This window comes from Litoreibacter sp. JB4-2 (assembly GCF_055693445.1).
On sequence record NZ_CM146334.1, the window covers coordinates 1,802,186 to 1,815,444 of the forward strand.

Genomic DNA, 13,259 nt, shown 5'->3' on the forward strand with positions numbered 1-13,259 from the left:
CCTGCCCGGTGGCACTGCACCCCGACGGCGCGCCCTTGCGCATTGCGGCGTTTGCGCATCCTTTGGCGGGGTTGCAAATCGTCAAAGGCACGGTTGAGCCGGGCGAAAACCCCGCCCGCGCCGCCGCGCGTGAGCTGTTTGAAGAAAGCGGGCTGGAGACCAAATCGGCCATTGTCATCGGTAAAAGTGATGCAATTCGGGAAGCTGAGATTTGGCATTTCGCCCTTTGCCGCGTCGCGCCACCAGTTCGCGACAGATGGCAGCATTTTTGCCAAGATGACGGCGGGCATCTATTCAAATTCTTTTGGCACCCGCTCGACGCCCCGGCGGACGGTTTTGCGGACCCGTTTCAAAACGCGTTGAATTGGATTGCCGAAAACCTAAACGGCTAAAAGGGGACGGTGGGAGGGGCGCAGGCGCAGCCCAGCGGCTCCCCGTCCCTTAGTTGCGGTAATGCCCTTACTTTCGATAATGCGTCGGCACCAAAATCAACGCCCCAACCGCGCTGACAATCGCGTCCACCCCGGGCGGGCCAAAACTGATCCCAAACATCACCCGCACCATGAAAAACAAGACCGCGCCGCCCACCGCAATGATGATCGAGGGCAAAAACCCGTTATGCGTGAACCCGGTTTTCTCCGACGCGTAGCCAATGATCCCCGCGATCATCATCGCGCCGAAAAAGGCGAAAAACCCCATCAGTTGATCCTTTCAGGCATCGCGAAACCGGCCAGAAACGCCTCGGCATCCTGCACGGATTTCCCGGCACGCTGCGCCCGCGTCACCGCCACCACGCCGCTGCCGCAGGCAATCGTCAACCCGTCCAAAACTGTTCCCGGGGTCCCTTCCCCTGCAACAACTCTTGAGGCCAAAAGCTTAACCCGCGCGCCCTCGATTTCACACCACGCGCCCGGAAAAGGCGAAAGACCGCGAATGAGCCGGTCCACCTCAATTGCAGGCAAAGACCAGTCGACCCGCGCCTCCGCCTTATCGATCTTGGCGGCGTAGGTGATGCCATCCTCAGGCTGCGCCTCAGCCTCCAAATCATCAAGCTGCGACAGGGTCGCGACTATTTGTTCCGCCCCCAGCGCCGCCAGGCGGTCATGCAATTCGCCCGTCGTTTCCTGCGCGCCAATCGGCACAGCGGCCCGCGACAGGACCGCGCCTGTGTCCAGCCCGGCATCCATCTGCATGATGCACACGCCCGTCTCAGCGTCGCCCGCCATGATCGCGCGGTGGATCGGCGCCGCCCCGCGCCAGCGCGGCAAAAGCGAGGCGTGAATGTTCAAACACCCCCGCGCCGGTGCGTCCAAAATCGCCTGCGGCAGGATCAAACCATAGGCTACGACCACAGCAATCTCGGCCCCCAGCGCGGCAAAGTCCGCCTGCGCCTCCGCCGTTTTCAAAGAGACCGGGTGGCGCACCTCCAGCCCCAAGGCATCGGCCCGCGCATGCACGGCGGATGGCCGCAGCTTCTTGCCCCGGCCCGCCGGGCGCGGCGGCTGCGAATAGACCGCGCAGATCTCATGGCCCGCCGTCACCAGCGCGTCCAGCGCGGCGACCGAAAACTCCGGCGTGCCCATAAACACGATTTTCATCTGCACATCTCCGACTTGAGCTTCATCGCGCCAGCTTCTTTGCTTTTTTCAACAGCATGTCGCGCTTGACCTTGCTGAGGCGGTCGAAAAACATCTTGCCGTTCAAATGGTCGATCTGGTGCTGCAACGAGGTCGCCCACAGGCCCACAAATTCGCGCCGGTCATAGACGCCGTTCTGATCCATAAACCGCACCGTCACTGCGCGCGGGCGTTCCACCTTGGCCCAGACGCCCGGCAGGTTCGGGCTGCCCTCTTCATGCACACGCGGCTGCTCAGAGCTGAACAGCACCTCCGGGTTGGCCATGCGTATCGCCTTGCCGCGCTCGGTTGAGGCATCGACCACGCAAAGCCGCTGCATCACGCCCAGCTGTACCGCCGCCAACCCGACGCCGGGCATCGCATCCATCTTGGCGATCATCTCGTCCCACAGCGCACGGGTCTCATCGGTGATCGCGTCGACGGGCTCCGCTACTTGGCGCAACCGCTTGTCGGGCCACATTACATAGTCCCTCATGCCGCCGCCTCATGATCCAAAATCAACCGCCCGTCCAAATGGTCGACCTCATGGCAAATGCAGGCCGCCTCAAACCCGTCAAACGCGCCGCGTTGCTGCGCACCATCTGCGTCAAGCCACATCACTTCAATCCGCGCCGGGCGGGTCACGGAAACTGGCATTTCAGGGATGGACAGACACCCCTCCTCATTCACCTGCATCTCTGGCGAGGCCCACAAGATTTCCGGGTTGATAAAGGCCATCGGCGTCGCCGCCCCGGCCTTCCACCCCGCATCCATCACAAAAGCGCGCGACAAGACGCCTATCTGCGGCGCCGCCAAGCCGCGCCCCATCGCCTGATACATCGTATCAAACAGGTCCGTCACCAGCGCGCGCACCCCGTCATCTACGGCCAAGACCGGCGCACATAAGGCCCGCAGCCGCGCATCGGGATGCAGAACAAGCGGCTGAATCAAGCCCGCGCCCTTTCGCGCTTCAGCTTGACCATCTTGCGCGTGATCAGCTGGCGTTTCAGGGGCTTGAGGTAGTCGATGAACAGCTTGCCGTTGAGATGGTCGATCTCATGCTGCACGCAGGTCGCCCACAGCCCGTCAAACGTCTCTCTCTTGGCGTCGCCGTTTTCATCCATCCAGGTGACGGTCACCTCCGCCGGGCGGGTCACTTCGGCGTATTGGTCGGGGATCGACAGGCACCCTTCCTCGTAAACGCTCTGCTTCTCGGAGGCTTCAACGACCTCCGGGTTCACCATCACCAAAGGCCGCGCGGCTTCGCCTTCTTCTTTGACACAATCCACAACGACCATCCGGTCCATCACGCCCACTTGCGGGGCGGCCAGCCCAATGCCCGGCGCGTCATACATCGTCTCCAGCATGTTCGCGGCCAATGCGCGCAAATCGTCCGAGCTGTCGGCCACGGGTGCTGCCACCTTCTTCAGGCGCGGATCGGGGTGTATCAGAATGGGCAAAATCATAAAATGTGATTTAGGCCACCATGCCAGTTTGCGCAATCTCTCTTGCAGCCGCGCACGACCCCGCTACGTTGCAGCAAAGCAAGGAGTCCTCCCCATGAGTTTTGACAGCCCCCCCGATCGCCGCAACACCCATTGTGTGAAATGGGACGCCATGGAGGCGCTTTACGGCGTCTCCCCCGACGAAGGCATCTCGATGTGGGTGGCCGACATGGAATTTGAGGCCGCACCGGTCATCAAACAGGCCGTCCAAGACATGGTCGATCACGGCGTTTACGGCTATTTCGGCGACGAGAGCAAATACCGCGCCGCGATCAACTGGTGGATGACAGAACGCCACGGCTGGCCCGTCAACCCGGACTGGATCTTCACCACCCATGGCCTCGTCAACGGCACCGCAATGTGCCTCGACGCCTTCACAAAGCCGGGCGACGGTGTGGTGCTGTTCACGCCGGTCTATCACGCCTTCGCCAAGGTCATCAAAGCCGCGGGCAGGCAGGTGGTGGAATGCGAAATGGTCCAACAAAACGGCCGCTACGAGATGGATTTCGACGCCTATGACGCGCTGATGACTGGGTCCGAGACGATGCTGATCCTGTGCTCGCCGCACAACCCGGGCGGGCGCGTCTGGTCTGTGGCCGAGCTGCAAGCTGTCGCAGCCTTCGCCAAGCGTCACGACCTGATCCTGGTCTCGGATGAGATTCACCACGACCTTGTCTTCACCGGGCACACGCACACGCCAATGGCCAAAATCGACGGCATCACCGACCGGCTGGTGATGATGACGGCGACGACCAAGACCTTCAATATCGCAGGCTCCCACACCGGCAATGTGATCATCGAAGATCCCGATCTGCGCGCGCGTTTCGCCGCCCGCATAGCCGCTTTGGGGATGAGCCCGAACAGCTTCGGCCTGTTCATGACGACCGCCGCCTATTCGCCCGAGGGGGCCAAATGGGTCGATGACTGCGTCGCCTATATCGAGGAAAACAAGCGGATCTTTGACGCCGGCATCAACGCGATCCCGGGCCTCAGCTCCATGAACCTGGAATCCACCTATCTGGCCTGGGTCGATTTTTCTGGCACCGGCATGGCGATGTCCGAGTTCACCGACCGCGTGGCGCAAGACGCCAAAATCGCGGTCAATGCCGGGCCCACATTCGGCAAGGGCGGGAATGATTTCCTGCGTTTCAACATCGCGGCCCCGCGCGCGCAAGTTGAGGACGCCGTCGCCCGCATGACCCGCGCCTTTGGCGACCTGCAATAAAATATCGCGGCGCGGCGTCCAATGCCGCGCCGCAGCGCTTGCACCCCCTTGCGCAATATCCTAATCCTCATCGTGACGAATTCGTAATTTCCTTGCTTTCGAGGTCTCGCCATGAGTTTCCGCCTGCAACCCACGCCCGCCGCCCGCCCAAACCGCTGCCAGCTGTTTGGCCCCGGCTCCCGCGTCGCCTTGTTCGAAAAAATGGCCGCGTCCGAGGCGGATGTCATCAATCTCGATCTCGAAGACAGCGTCGCGCCGACCGACAAAGACCAAGCCCGCAAAAACATCATTGAAGCGATCAATGACGTCGATTGGGGCAACAAGCACCTCTCCGTGCGCATCAACGGGCTCGACACGCCCTATTGGTACCGCGACATCGTCGATATTCTGGAACGAGCTGGCGACAGGATCGACCAATTCATGATCCCGAAGGTCGGCTGCGCGGGCGACATTTACGCCGTTGACGCACTGATCACCGCCGTGGAAGCCGCAAAGCTGCGCACCAAACCAGTCGCGCTCGAAGTGATCATCGAAAGCGCCGCCGGCATCGCCCATGTGGAAGAAATCGCCGCCAGTTCCCCCCGCTTGCAAGCGATGAGCCTCGGCGCGGCCGATTTTGCCGCCTCCATGGGCATGCAAACCACCGGCATCGGCGGCACGCAGGAAAACTACTATATGGCGCGTGACGGCGAAAAGCACTGGTCGGACCCATGGCACTGGGCGCAGGCCGCCATCGTCGCGGCCTGCCGCACCCACGGCGTGTTGCCGGTCGATGGCCCCTTTGGCGATTTTTCCGATGATGAGGGCTTCCGCGCCCAGGCCCGCCGCTCCGCCACGCTGGGCATGGTTGGCAAATGGGCGATCCACCCCAAACAAATCGCGCTCGCCAATGAGGTCTTCACCCCGTCCGAGGCGCAAGTCTCTGAGGCGCGCGAAATCCTGGCGGCGATGGAACAGGCCAAAGCCAATGGCGAGGGCGCCACTGTTTACAAAGGCCGTCTCGTCGATATCGCCTCGATAAAACAGGCCGAAGTCATCGTCTCGCAATATGAAATGATCACGGCCTCCTAGGCACCCCACTCCCTCTTCATTGTTTCAAAAATATTCCGGTGGGGTCTGGGGAGGCAGAGCCTCCCCAGCGTCGCGACGCGCGAAAGCGCGGCGCAAATCCTCAAGCAATCGGCGCGCAGACCTCGGTTTTCAGCTCATCGGGCGGCGTATCCTGCGGACCATTCAAATAAATCTCCATCGCAGGCGCATCGCGCAGCTCCAGCCCCTGCTCGGGAATATACTGACCGTATAGATAGTCATAAGCCGCCTTCAGCCCGGCATAAGGCCCGGTGAAATGCAGCACCGCAAAGCGCCCGCCTTGCGCGACCAACGGCCCCATGCCGTCGGGCACAGCCGCGCCTTCGGCCAGAACGATCCCCGCATGGGACCGCAAATCCGGTTCGGCCACGGAATTGGGATCGTCGTAATACAGCCCCACCATGCCGCGCGCATCCGCCCACAGATCACGGGTGGTAAAGATCGTGCCGGCTTTCTGAAATTGCTCGCCAATCTCCAGATAGCTGCCGCGATGCTCCAGCGCGGCCATTGGGCGGTCTTCATGTGTTTCAATATCAACAGGGTACATAGGAAAATCTCCGCTTTGAGGTTTGGGCAGCGACCCGGTCAGATCGCCACGGTTGCGGAACGCCACGGGGGAGAGCCCGTATTCTTCGCCAAACACCCGCGTAAAGCTGCCCACATTCGGGTAGCCCACACGTTTGGCCACCTCCGCCACCGGCCACGGCTTTTGCACCAGCCAGCAGGCCGCGCGGTGCATGCGAATTTCGCGTGTCACCTGCGCAATCGTCTTGCCCATCATGCCGGAAAACACCCGGTGCCAATGAAACCGGCTCATCGCCGCAACATCGGCCAATGTGTCCAGGGACAAATCCCCATCCGGGTTGTCATGAATATAGGCCAACACGCGCAACAGGCGTTTTTCGTAGACCTCACTTGGTTTGGGCATCATGCGTACTCTCTTTCCGTTCGTTCCAAGACTGACATGACACGGGTCCCATTCACAAATCTTGCGGAGTTGTACCCGTCCAAACAAAACGCCATATAGGGTCAACGAAAAGGGAAGACCTCGCGATGACCAACTACCTCGATTTTGAAAAGCCGCTTGCCGATATCGAAGGCAAGGCCGAAGAGCTGCGCGCCATGGCCCGCCAGAACGAGGACATGGATATCGAGAAAGAGGCCTCCGCGCTGGACGAAAAGGCCATCAAAATGATGGCTGATCTCTACAAGAACCTCACGCCTTGGCGCAAATGTCAGGTCGCCCGTCACCCCGACCGGCCGCATTGCAAAGACTATATCGAGGCGCTGTTTGACGAATACACGCCGTTGGCAGGCGACCGCAATTTCGCCGATGACCATTCCGTCATGGGCGGGTTGGCGCGTCTGGGCGGCACGCCTTTGGTGGTGATCGGCCATGAGAAAGGCCATGACACCAAAACCCGGATCGAGCGCAATTTCGGCATGGCGCGGCCCGAAGGGTATCGCAAAGCGATCCGCCTGATGGATCTGGCCAACCGCTTTAACCTGCCTGTTGTTACGCTGGTCGACACGCCCGGTGCCTATCCCGGCAAGGGCGCGGAAGAACGCGGCCAGTCCGAGGCCATCGCGCGCTCCACCCAAAAATGCCTTGAGCTTGGCGTGCCGCTGATCTCCGTCATCATTGGCGAGGGTGGCTCCGGCGGGGCCGTCGCATTCGCCACCGCCAACCGCGTGGCCATGCTGGAACATTCGATCTATTCGGTCATCTCGCCCGAAGGCTGCGCCTCGATCCTGTGGAAAGACGCTGAGAAAATGCGCGAGGCGGCCGAAGCCCTGCGCCTGACCGCGCAAGACCTGCACAAACTGGGTGTGTGCGACGCCATCATCCCCGAACCTGTCGGCGGCGCGCAACGTGCCCGCGCGGAGGTGATCGAGGCCGTCGGCGAGAAGATCGCCGATATGCTCAAAGACCTCTCCAAGCTCGACCCCAAGGCGTTGAAACAAGACCGCCGCAAGAAATATCTTGGTTTGGGCAGCAAGGGCCTGGCGGCCTAGAACCGCAACTTCACGAGCTCAAACGGCGCCCAGCCTGTCGCGGTAGCGCGTGGGCGGCACGCCCATCTTCTTTTTGAACTCCCGCCGAAAGGTTTCGGGCGAGCCAAAGCCGCAAGCGCTCCAGATATCGCCCATCGGCACGCCGCCGCTTTCCAAAAGCTCCGCGGCGCGGGTCACGCGCTCCCCTGTCAGCCAGTTGAGCGGCGTGCTGCCCGTTTCCTCAGCAAAGCGGCGCGCCAGCGTTCTGATGCTGGTCGCCGCCGATTGCGCCATACGTTCAATCGGCCAGGCTTCGTCAAGCGCGCCGCGAATTTGGTCTTGTAGCGACGCGATGCCCGACCCCACGCGCGCTTTGGGTTCCGGGCGGGGGATGAACTGCCGCTGTCCGCCGTCGCGCTGGGCGGGCAGAACCAATCGCCTTGCAACCTGCGCCGCCGCCTTCGCGCCGTAATCCGCGCGAATGATATGTAACCCCAAATCCAAGCCCGCCGCAGACCCGGCTGAGGTGAAGACGCGGTCCGCCTCAACAAACAAAACATCCGGGTCCACATTGATTGCTGGGTATCGCTGCGTCAGCTGGTCGGTGTAACGCCAATGCGTGGTTGCGGATTTGCCGTCCAGCAGGCCAGCCGCCGCAAGAACAAAAACGCCAGAGCAGATGGATGCGATGCGTGCGCCCCGATCATGCGCGTCGCGAAGCGCGTGACACAGCGCCTCTGGCACCGGTGCTGCCGCGTTGCGCCAGCCCGGTACGATGATCAGACTGGCCTGTTGCAGCACCGACAAATCATCTTCCGCCTGCAAGGTGATGCCGCCAATGGCGCGCATCGGTCCGGGTTCCGATTGCACGACGCGGAACCTGTACCACGCGTCGAATTCCGGGCGCGGCAGGCCGAACAATTCCACCGCAATACCAAATTCAAAAGTGCACAGCCCGTCATATCCGACCGCGCAAACAAGGGGTCCATCGGGGGTCTTTGGTGGCGAAATACTCATGTTGGCAGAATCCGAACGTTCATTGTCAAATATGCCAATACCAGATCTGGGCAGCAGGTGGCAAGGTCCCCCAAGACAACACACTGAAAGGACAGATCACATGGAAAACACCAACGCCCTGCTCACCGCCGTGCAAACCTATTTCGACGCGCTTTACGGATGCGACACAGAGAAGCTGAACGCCGTCTTTCACCCCCAATCGAGCCTGTTTGACGCCGATGAGGGCAAGGTTTTTGTCGAACCTATCGACAGTTTCAGCCGCGACGTGGCTGGCCGAACCTCGCCGCAAAGCAAGGGCCAGGCGCGGGAGGAGGAAATCCTGATGATCGACTACCTGTCACCGATCAGTGCCACAGTCAAAATCCGTCTGCGCGCGCATGACAGCGTCTTTGTCGACCACCTTGGCTTTGTGCTTGGCGAAGACGGCTGGCAGATCGTCTCAAAGATTTGGCATCTCGAACGGAAAACAAGCGCTTAGAACAGGATTTGGACTATGAAAACGACCCTTTTGGCGATCTCGCTCTCCCTCACCATATCCAGCGCCGCAGCGGAACCGGCGGGCCTGACATTGGTGGACATCCCTATGCCAAACCATCAAACATCCGCCGCCGCCTCGATTTGGTATCCGAACGGGGGTGGCGGCGAACAGATGCTCTATGCCGACAACCCTGTTTTTGTGGGTCAAAACGCGGCACTCGGCGCGGACGTGGCCCAAGGCACGCACCCTGTTGTGGTGTTCAGCCACGGCATGGGCGGGACATTCCGCGCGCAGGCCTGGCTGGCTGAGGCCTTGGCGGCACGCGGTGCGATTGTGATGTCAGTGAATCACCCAAATTCGACCTGGGGCGATTTCGACATGACCAAAGGGGTCGCGCATTGGGCCCGCGTGGCCGACCTGTCAGCTGCCCTTGATTGGCTGCAAGCTGCCCCCGAATTCACCGGTCGTATTGATGCGTCCCGCGTCATGGCAGCCGGGTTTTCCTATGGCGGCTGGACGGCGCTTTCGATGGGCGGAGTTTTGGGCAATCACGCAGGGCTTGTCGAAGCGTGCGAGACCTACATGGACGCGATGAATGCCTGCGATGTTTTGATGTCGGACACGGTGGATCTGCCGGGCATCGACCCCGCGACGTGGAACGCATCTTACGCCGATAGCCGCATCACCCATGTGGCCGCGATTGATCCGGGCTTAGCATGGGGGCTGACGCAGCAGGACGTCGCAGGGTTGGTCGAACATGTCACCCTGATCGGGCTGGGCGCGGCGGATGACCGGCTGCTGGCAACCAATTTCGACGCAAGCGGATTGGCGGCGCTTTTGTCGGATGCAACTGTCGCACGCGTTGCGCCCGGGTTTCACTTCACGGCTATGCCGGTTTGCAAACCAGCCGCCGAGGCGATCTTGGCGGAGGAAGAGGATGACCCCGTCTGCACCGACCCCGCCGGGACAGATCGTCAAGCCGTGCACGCGGCGATCGTGGATGCAATCGCGCGCGATCTGGGCCTCTAAACCAAGCGCCTGTACCTATCGCCCGTGCCTCTATCGCGCGGGCGCTAACTTTCGTCGCGCCACCGGTTCACAATCGGGTAGCGCCGGTCGAGCCAGAAGGCGCGGTTGGTCAGGCGCCCGCCGGGGGCGGATTGGAAGCGTTTGTATTCGCTGATGTAGATCAGGTGCTCGATCTTCTTGACCGTTTCACGTTTGTGGCCCGCGGCGACCACCTCCGCCACGGATTGATCCTGATCGACCAAGCGGTCGAGGATATCGTCCAGCACCTCATAAGGCGGCAGGCTATCTTCGTCCTTTTGGTCAGGGCGCAGCTCCGCCGATGGGGGTTTGTCGATGATGCGCTGCGGAATGACCTCACCCTCTGGCCCCGCCATCCAAGCGCGGTGATTGGCGTTGCGCCAGCGGCAGGTCTCGAAAACCCGCATCTTATAAAGGTCCTTGATCGGGTTATAGCCGCCCGACATGTCGCCGTAGATCGTCGCGTAGCCGACCGCGACCTCGGATTTGTTCCCTGTGGTCAGCAGCATTTCGCCGAACTTGTTGCTGAGCGCCATCAGCATCAGACCCCGCAGCCGGGACTGAATGTTTTCTTCGGTCACGTCCGGCTCCGTGCCTGCCATCAGCGGCGCAAGCGCTTGCGTTACAGCTTCCCGTGGGCCCGCGATTGGCACCGTGTCGATCCGCGCGCCAAGGGCGTTCGCGCATTCCGACGCGTCTTCAAGCGAATGGGTCGAGGTGTATTCCGATGGCAGCATCACGCAGCGCACATTATCGGCGCCCAGCGCGTCACAGGCGATGGTGGCAACCAGCGCGGAATCGATGCCGCCGGACATGCCCAGCAGCACCTTTTTGAACCCCGTCTTGCCCATATAGTCGCGCAGACTTTCGACCATCATGCGGTAGTCCAGCTCCCACTCATCCGGGTACACAACCTTCTCACCCGGCAGGGCGCGCCAGCCCTGATCGGTCTGCTCGAAATCGACATGCACGACCGCCTCGTCAAAGGCAGGCAATTGCATCGCCAGCTCCCCGCCGGGGTTCAAAACGAAGGAGCAGCCGTCAAACACCTGATCATCCTGCCCGCCCACCATGTTCAGGTAGACCAGCGGCAGGCCGGTTTCGACAACGCGCGCGACCATGTGACCAACGCGAATGTCGTGCTTATTGCGAAAATAGGGGGAGCCGTTGGGCACCAGTAAAATCTCCGCCCCGCTTTCGGCCAGGGTCTCCGACACGTCCTCATGCCACGCGTCTTCGCAAATGGGCGTCCCGATGCGCAAAGGGTCGATGGCGTAGGGGCCCTGAATCGGGCCGCGCTCATAGACGCGCTTCTCATCGAACACATTGAAATTGGGCAGCTCGTGCTTCAGCACGCGGGTGGCAACCTTGCCGTCCCGCAGAATCGAATAGGCGTTGTACAGCGTGCCGTCCTGCAGCATCGGATGCCCGATCCCAATCGCGGGGCCGTCGGCGCAGTCCGCCGCCAGCGCGTCGACCACCTGCATCGCGTGCTTGGTAAAGGCGGGCTTCATCGCCAAATCCTGCACCTGGTAGCCGGTCATGAACATCTCCGGCAGCGCCAGCATCTGCGCGCCAGCTTCCTTGGCCAGCGCCCACGCGTCACGCGCCTTGGCGGCATTGCCCGCAAAATCGCCCAGGGTGGGGTTCAACTGCGCAATCGTAAGGCGAAACGTCTTTGTCATATGCGTCTTTCACGTCTGTTTGAGCATGTTCTAGCAGAGAGTGGCTTGAGGGAAAGGGCAACCCGTGCAGCCGCTTGTCACAGGGGGCGGGCTCCGGTACATTTGCGGCAATTAAAAATAGGGCAGCTCTGAGGATATTCGCGTGACAGTCAGACTGACATTTGCGGCCATTTTGTCGCTTGCAATGGCGAGCGCCATTCCAGCCCCGGCGGCGGCGCAGGAAAACGGCACCAAGCAATATGACGATGGCGGCATCTATTCCGGCGCGTTCAAGGAGGGCAAACGCCACGGCCAAGGCACCTTCACCCTGCCCAGCGGGTACGAATATACCGGCAATTGGGTCGATGGGGAGATCAAGGGCCAAGGCGTCGCCCGCTACCCCAATGGCGCGCTTTACGAAGGCCAGTTTCTGGCCGGCAAGCCCGACGGGTTCGGCAAGATCATCCTGGCAGATGGCGGCACCTATGAGGGCGACTGGTCCGACGGCGAAATAAACGGGCGCGGCATCGCCAACCTGTCCAACGGCACCCGCTATGAGGGTGAATTCCGCAACGGGCAGTACCACGGCACCGGCCTGCTGCTCAGCCCAAATGGCTACCGCTATGAGGGCCAATGGGTCGCCGGCGTCAAGGACGGCAAGGGCAAGATCAGCTTTCCGGGAGGCGGCACCTATCAGGGCGGCATGAAAGACGGCAAGCGCGAGGGCGAAGGCGCCTTGGTGATGCCCGACGGGCTGACCTATGTGGGCGGCTGGAAAGCGGATCAAAACCATGGGCAAGGTACGCTGACCATGGCCAATGGCGACCTGTATGAGGGCGCGTTTGTTGACGGCGCGCGTGAAGGACAGGGCAAGCGCACCTACGCCAATGGCGACGTCTATGAGGGCGGCTTCAAAGCCGATCTGCGCGAGGGCCAGGGCACGCTGACCCGCGTGGACGGGTTTAGCTATACCGGCACCTGGGTGGCGGGCCGCATCTCTGGCGAGGGGCAAATCACCTATCCCGAAGGCACGGTCTATGTCGGCAGTCTGGTCAATGACGTGCCCCATGGCACCGGCAAGATGACCTACCCCGACGGCGCCACCTATGAAGGCGGCTGGGTTAACGGCGTCAACGAAGGTCAGGCCGTCGCGCGTTTCGCCGCCGGTATGGTCTATGAGGGCAGCTTCGTGAACGCCAAGATCGAGGGTCAGGGCAAAATGACCTATCCCGACGGCTATATCTATGACGGCACATGGGTCGCGGGCCTGCAACAGGGCGAAGGCGTGGCCACCTATGCTGACGGCTCCGTCTATGAGGGCGGTTTTGTGGATGGCAAGCGCCATGGTCAAGGCAAGCTGGTCCGGCCCACCGGCTATAGCTATGACGGCGATTGGGTTGCCGACCAGATCACCGGCACCGGGGTTGAGACCTACGCCACCGGCGATGTTTATGAGGGTGAACTGGTCAACGGCCAGCGCTCGGGCCGCGGGGTTATGCGCTACAAGGACGGCCCCGAAACCAGCGGCGGCTGGGAGCAGGGATTGCTCACCAAGCCCGACCCAGAACCCGCCGCTGAGGGCGCCGAGGATACTGCGTCAGAGGCAGACACTCAGTAAACTCT

15 protein-coding genes are annotated in these 13,259 nt (G+C 61.6%); 7 read left to right on the forward strand and 8 right to left on the reverse strand.

What is annotated here, in order from left to right:
• Positions 1-8 precede the first annotated feature (8 nt).
• Positions 9-392 carry an NUDIX hydrolase gene (locus tag ACZ1G7_RS08995; RefSeq protein WP_472663479.1) on the forward strand — a complete coding sequence of 128 codons (384 nt, stop codon included), beginning with the start codon at positions 9-11 and terminating at the stop codon, positions 390-392.
• A gap of 67 nt (positions 393-459) precedes the next feature.
• Here the strand turns inward: ACZ1G7_RS08995 and ACZ1G7_RS09000 are convergent, their stop codons facing one another.
• Genes ACZ1G7_RS09000 through def (ACZ1G7_RS09020) form a run of 5 tightly spaced genes read right to left on the reverse strand, consistent with a single transcriptional unit; the run spans position 460 to position 3,082 of the window.
• A complete protein-coding gene (locus ACZ1G7_RS09000; protein WP_472663480.1) occupies positions 460-699 on the reverse strand; it encodes a hypothetical protein in 240 nt (79 codons plus the stop codon).
• A complete protein-coding gene (fmt, locus tag ACZ1G7_RS09005) occupies positions 699-1,598 on the reverse strand; it encodes a methionyl-tRNA formyltransferase (RefSeq protein ID WP_472663481.1) in 900 nt (299 codons plus the stop codon). Before fmt ends, ACZ1G7_RS09000 begins: the two co-directional genes overlap by 1 nt.
• Positions 1,599-1,620: 22 nt before the next feature.
• On the reverse strand, positions 1,621-2,112 hold the full coding sequence (def, locus tag ACZ1G7_RS09010; protein ID WP_472663482.1) for a peptide deformylase: 492 nt from the start codon (positions 2,110-2,112) through the stop codon (positions 1,621-1,623).
• Complete coding sequence (def, locus tag ACZ1G7_RS09015; protein ID WP_472663483.1) at positions 2,109-2,567, reverse strand: peptide deformylase; 459 nt, start codon at positions 2,565-2,567, stop codon at positions 2,109-2,111. Before def (ACZ1G7_RS09015) ends, def (ACZ1G7_RS09010) begins: the two co-directional genes overlap by 4 nt.
• Positions 2,564-3,082: a peptide deformylase gene (gene def, locus ACZ1G7_RS09020; RefSeq protein ID WP_472663484.1), complete on the reverse strand. Its 519-nt coding sequence runs from the start codon at positions 3,080-3,082 to the stop codon at positions 2,564-2,566. Before def (ACZ1G7_RS09020) ends, def (ACZ1G7_RS09015) begins: the two co-directional genes overlap by 4 nt.
• 94 nt (positions 3,083-3,176) lie before the next feature.
• Between def (ACZ1G7_RS09020) and ACZ1G7_RS09025 the strand changes: the two genes are divergently transcribed.
• Together ACZ1G7_RS09025 and ACZ1G7_RS09030 are read left to right on the forward strand one after the other, a co-directional pair.
• Positions 3,177-4,346 carry a MalY/PatB family protein gene (locus ACZ1G7_RS09025; protein ID WP_472663485.1) on the forward strand — a complete coding sequence of 390 codons (1,170 nt, stop codon included), beginning with the start codon at positions 3,177-3,179 and terminating at the stop codon, positions 4,344-4,346.
• 111 nt (positions 4,347-4,457) lie between these two features.
• On the forward strand, positions 4,458-5,417 hold the full coding sequence (locus ACZ1G7_RS09030; protein ID WP_472663486.1) for an L-malyl-CoA/beta-methylmalyl-CoA lyase: 960 nt from the start codon (positions 4,458-4,460) through the stop codon (positions 5,415-5,417).
• Between the two features lie 100 nt (positions 5,418-5,517).
• Here ACZ1G7_RS09030 and ACZ1G7_RS09035 read toward each other — a convergent pair whose 3' ends face one another.
• Complete coding sequence (locus ACZ1G7_RS09035; protein ID WP_472663487.1) at positions 5,518-6,366, reverse strand: AraC family transcriptional regulator; 849 nt, start codon at positions 6,364-6,366, stop codon at positions 5,518-5,520.
• Positions 6,367-6,488: 122 nt separating this feature from the next.
• Between ACZ1G7_RS09035 and ACZ1G7_RS09040 the strand changes: the two genes are divergently transcribed.
• Positions 6,489-7,451: an acetyl-CoA carboxylase carboxyltransferase subunit alpha gene (locus ACZ1G7_RS09040; RefSeq protein WP_472663488.1), complete on the forward strand. Its 963-nt coding sequence runs from the start codon at positions 6,489-6,491 to the stop codon at positions 7,449-7,451.
• A gap of 18 nt (positions 7,452-7,469) precedes the next feature.
• Here ACZ1G7_RS09040 and ftrA read toward each other — a convergent pair whose 3' ends face one another.
• Positions 7,470-8,447, reverse strand: coding sequence for a transcriptional regulator FtrA (gene ftrA, locus ACZ1G7_RS09045; RefSeq protein ID WP_472663489.1), 978 nt, complete (start codon positions 8,445-8,447; stop codon positions 7,470-7,472).
• Between the two features lie 100 nt (positions 8,448-8,547).
• Between ftrA and ACZ1G7_RS09050 the strand changes: the two genes are divergently transcribed.
• Positions 8,548-8,925: a nuclear transport factor 2 family protein gene (locus ACZ1G7_RS09050; RefSeq protein WP_472663490.1), complete on the forward strand. Its 378-nt coding sequence runs from the start codon at positions 8,548-8,550 to the stop codon at positions 8,923-8,925.
• Between the two features lie 15 nt (positions 8,926-8,940).
• Entirely contained in the window at positions 8,941-9,954 is a 1,014-nt protein-coding gene (locus ACZ1G7_RS09055) for an alpha/beta hydrolase family protein (RefSeq protein ID WP_472663491.1), read from the forward strand.
• 44 nt (positions 9,955-9,998) lie between these two features.
• Here ACZ1G7_RS09055 and ACZ1G7_RS09060 read toward each other — a convergent pair whose 3' ends face one another.
• On the reverse strand, positions 9,999-11,657 hold the full coding sequence (locus ACZ1G7_RS09060; RefSeq protein ID WP_472663492.1) for an NAD+ synthase: 1,659 nt from the start codon (positions 11,655-11,657) through the stop codon (positions 9,999-10,001).
• 184 nt (positions 11,658-11,841) lie between these two features.
• Here ACZ1G7_RS09060 and ACZ1G7_RS09065 point away from each other — a divergent pair, with 184 nt between their 5' ends.
• Positions 11,842-13,254 carry an MORN repeat-containing protein gene (locus tag ACZ1G7_RS09065; protein ID WP_472663703.1) on the forward strand — a complete coding sequence of 471 codons (1,413 nt, stop codon included), beginning with the start codon at positions 11,842-11,844 and terminating at the stop codon, positions 13,252-13,254.
• Positions 13,255-13,259 lie beyond the last annotated feature (5 nt).

Coding starts and splice junctions, on each gene's coding strand:
- ACZ1G7_RS09000 (WP_472663480.1), bottom strand. CDS start 699: ATGGGGTTTTTCGCCTTTTTCGGCGCGATGATGATCGCGGGGATCATT.
- fmt (WP_472663481.1), bottom strand. CDS start 1,598: ATGAAAATCGTGTTTATGGGCACGCCGGAGTTTTCGGTCGCCGCGCTG.
- def (WP_472663482.1), bottom strand. CDS start 2,112: ATGAGGGACTATGTAATGTGGCCCGACAAGCGGTTGCGCCAAGTAGCG.
- def (WP_472663484.1), bottom strand. CDS start 3,082: ATGATTTTGCCCATTCTGATACACCCCGATCCGCGCCTGAAGAAGGTG.
- ACZ1G7_RS09025 (WP_472663485.1), top strand. CDS start 3,177: ATGAGTTTTGACAGCCCCCCCGATCGCCGCAACACCCATTGTGTGAAA.
- ACZ1G7_RS09030 (WP_472663486.1), top strand. CDS start 4,458: ATGAGTTTCCGCCTGCAACCCACGCCCGCCGCCCGCCCAAACCGCTGC.
- ACZ1G7_RS09035 (WP_472663487.1), bottom strand. CDS start 6,366: ATGATGCCCAAACCAAGTGAGGTCTACGAAAAACGCCTGTTGCGCGTG.
- ACZ1G7_RS09040 (WP_472663488.1), top strand. CDS start 6,489: ATGACCAACTACCTCGATTTTGAAAAGCCGCTTGCCGATATCGAAGGC.
- ftrA (WP_472663489.1), bottom strand. CDS start 8,447: ATGAGTATTTCGCCACCAAAGACCCCCGATGGACCCCTTGTTTGCGCG.
- ACZ1G7_RS09050 (WP_472663490.1), top strand. CDS start 8,548: ATGGAAAACACCAACGCCCTGCTCACCGCCGTGCAAACCTATTTCGAC.
- ACZ1G7_RS09055 (WP_472663491.1), top strand. CDS start 8,941: ATGAAAACGACCCTTTTGGCGATCTCGCTCTCCCTCACCATATCCAGC.
- ACZ1G7_RS09060 (WP_472663492.1), bottom strand. CDS start 11,657: ATGACAAAGACGTTTCGCCTTACGATTGCGCAGTTGAACCCCACCCTG.
- ACZ1G7_RS09065 (WP_472663703.1), top strand. CDS start 11,842: ATGGCGAGCGCCATTCCAGCCCCGGCGGCGGCGCAGGAAAACGGCACC.